The sequence below is a fragment of the Streptococcus agalactiae genome (assembly GCF_949788565.1).
Taxonomy (GTDB): Bacteria; Bacillota; Bacilli; order Lactobacillales; family Streptococcaceae; genus Streptococcus; species Streptococcus agalactiae.
Map to the genome: position 1 here is coordinate 1 of NZ_OX460932.1, position 3041 is coordinate 3041.

Here is a 3041-nt window from a genome sequence, read left to right on the forward strand (position 1 = left end):
ATGAAAAAAAGATTGACGATAACGCTCAGTGATTCTGTGCTTGAAAATCTTGAAAAAATGGCAAAAGAAATGGGGTTATCTAAATCTGCAATGATTTCTGTTGCCTTAGAAAATTACAAGAAAGGTCAAGAAAAATAAAAAAAGCCGTGCTGGCAGGCACTGGCTAAGCTAAATATTTCTTGGGTAAATTATATCCTATGGCTAAAGAAAAAGCAAGATACTTCACTTTTTTGCTCTATCCAGAATCAATCCCGAACGATTGGGAATTGAAACTTGAGATGCTTGGAGTGCCGATGGCAATTAGCCCGCTTCATGATAAAGACAAGAGCAATGTCGAGGGACAGCAATATAAAAAACCTCATTATCACGTACTTTACATTGCTAAAAATCCAGTTACTGCAGATAGTATTAGGTGGAAAATCAAGAAAACTCTTGGTGAGAAAAGTCTTGCATTGGTTCAAGTTGTTTTGAATGTCGAAAATACGTATTTGTATTTAACGCATGAAAGTAAGGACGCTATTGCTAAGAAAAAACATGTTTATGATAGGGCTGATATAAAGCTCATTAACAATTTTGATATTGATCGTTATGTGACTTTAGATGTCGAAGAAAAAGGCGAGCTTTTTAATGTCGTTGTTAGTATTATCAGGGCTTACATGCTTGAAAATATATTCGACCTATATGATTTTGTTGAAGAAAATGGCGAAGCATACGGCTTGACTATAAAACTGGTGAACGAGGTGATTGCTGGTAAGACTGGTTTTATGAAGTTGTTGTTTGACGGTGCATATCAGCGTAGAAAAAGAGGTGGTGGAAATGGATAGATACGAGAAAAAAGCTTTTATTTTAACTAGATTGTTTATTTATATCTCTGTTATTACTAGCTTTGTTATTGAAAATTTAAACTATAAATTTATTTTTTATAGTTTAGGTACTTTGTTAGTTATTTATGATATTTTTGAGACTTACTATAATTTCAAAAAAAAATAAAGGAACTCATCTGAGTTCCTTTATTTTTATGATACAGTTGTCGCACCGCAAGTTGCTACGAAAGCAAATAAGGCAGCCATTCCAGCGATTCTACCTGCTGTAGCAGAAGCTAATTTAGCAGCAGCAGCTTCAAATTTTCCTGCTTTAAATAGATTGATTATTCCTTTTAGAGTAACTAGACTAATAGCGTATCCCCATGCTTCTTCTAGACATCTTTGAATCCAAGAAAAATCTGCTGATCTTTTTACTCTGGTATTGCTAGGAATTAAATTATTTATATCGTTTCCTTGAAGGACATAGTCAATTTCAGAGATTTTTTGATTAATTATTTCAGAATAGTTTGAAGAGTTATTATTGTTTAACTCATCATTCAAACTATCTTTCATGAGATAAACCCCTTTTATACTTTCATCATCGTAGTTATAATATTGTTCAGTTTTGTCTTCATCGACGTAAAATTTGTTTTTTGTTTGGTCGTATTGAATCAGATTTGTATAAATTGTTTTTACTTCGGAAGTTAATTTAGTGTAGTCTTCATTGGATAATGTTGCTTCTGAATTCGTTGTAATTTCTTTTTGAGTTTCTGCAAAGTTATTTGTTTCATTAGCGTAAACAAGTGCTGGAACTGTACTTGAAATTACTAGTAATGAAGTAACAAGAGAGATAACAAGACGTTTTATTTTTTTCATAAACTGCTTTTCCTTCCTGTGTTTTTGGTAATTGTTATATTTAGGATTTATGATTATTTCCTTTCTAACCTAAATAATTTTTTAATATTGAATCCGCTTTCATTATACTACTTGTCATTTCCGATGTCTATTATTTTAAGGTTTTATTCAACAATAATGACTTAGCGGAAGGCACAAAAATAGTCGCAATATGGAATGCAACTAAGCAAAATTATTTTTTGAAGTAGTTTTGTTTTTATTTCAGGCAAGCAACGGGTTTGTCCGTACAAACCCTAAAAAACAGAATTTTTGTCTTGTTAGGATTCTCCTAAAACCGTAATAAAAAAGATCAACATTAGTTTAAAAATGCTGGTCTTTTTTTGATGTCTTTGCATTCGATTTTTTTACTCACTGATGTTCGTATGATTCCATATTTTTGTTGGAATACTTTCCAACAAAAATATGGAATGGCAATCATTTAGTCGAGCGTAGCGACAAATTCAGGTGACATAATCTGAATAAGGTCTTAGGGATCCTAACAAGCCATTTAAGCGGTTTGTGTATACAAACCCGTTGCTTGCCTGAATCAGATTGTAAAATGGCTTAGAAAGCAAATATGAGCCTTCTGAGAGGTTTTAGAGATAAACTAAGCGATTTATGCCGTGAAAGCTCCTTGACGATAAGCAGGGACAAGGTAGACTTAGCTGGGGCGGGTTGGTCAGAACTTTGTTCGACCGACCGACAAAGCAAGTATTACCGTCCCTGGTTTCTTGTTGTCAAGGAGACCATGGAATAAAGCAAGCGTGCATGATATAATAACCAAGTCGCATTCACTAAACAGCGAAAGTTGGGAGGTGAAACTTTATGCTAAAAGTATTTCTTGAACTTGTTTTGCTACCGCTGACTGTCAGTGTAGTTGCAGAACTAATTGCGGAGTGGTTAATCCGCATGTGGCAAAACAAAGGCGACAAATAACTTAACCTGAGCACCTTGAGCAAGTGCAACAAAAAACACCTAGGTTCCCCCCTAGGTGTTTTCTTTATGCTTATATTTCTTGAACTTTTAAGCACCTTCATTGTATCACGTGTAGGATAAGGTGTCAAAAATTGGGTTGGGTGGAGCAATTTTTGAGGGGGGTTTTTCGGTAGAAAAATCCAGAATATGGGGGGCTACTACGACCCCCCATATAGTGCCGAGTGCCAATTTCAAAAAAAAACAGGCCTTAGCCTTAGAGCCCCAAGGGTTTAGCGGTTACGAGTGCTCGGCGAGTTTTCGGCGAGTTTTTGGGCGAATTTAGCAAATTCCTCTAAAAAAATACGAAAAACATTGCATTAAATGCGTATTTGTGCTACTATGCTTTTATAAAAATTTGAGAGGTGACTC

General features: G+C 34.8%; 4 protein-coding genes. 3 read left to right on the plus strand and 1 reads right to left on the minus strand.

Annotated features, from left to right (window positions below; translation table 11 throughout):
* The 3 genes from QOR44_RS10230 to QOR44_RS10240 all read left to right on the plus strand — a co-directional run.
* On the plus strand, positions 1–138 hold a 138-nt coding region (locus QOR44_RS10230; RefSeq protein WP_012262094.1), incomplete at its 5' end, for a plasmid copy number transcriptional regulator CopA.
* Positions 139–197: 59 nt separating this feature from the next.
* Entirely contained in the window at positions 198–824 is a 627-nt protein-coding gene (locus QOR44_RS10235; RefSeq protein ID WP_012477807.1) for a replication protein, read from the plus strand.
* The gene (locus tag QOR44_RS10240; RefSeq protein WP_012262163.1) at positions 817–990 is read left to right on the plus strand and encodes a hypothetical protein; all 174 of its coding nucleotides are present in this window, start codon (positions 817–819) and stop codon (positions 988–990) included. Before QOR44_RS10235 ends, QOR44_RS10240 begins: the two co-directional genes overlap by 8 nt.
* A gap of 26 nt (positions 991–1016) precedes the next feature.
* Here QOR44_RS10240 and QOR44_RS10245 read toward each other — a convergent pair whose 3' ends face one another.
* Entirely contained in the window at positions 1017–1679 is a 663-nt protein-coding gene (locus tag QOR44_RS10245; protein ID WP_012477808.1) for a hypothetical protein, read from the minus strand.
* Between the last annotated feature and the right edge of the window lie 1362 nt (positions 1680–3041).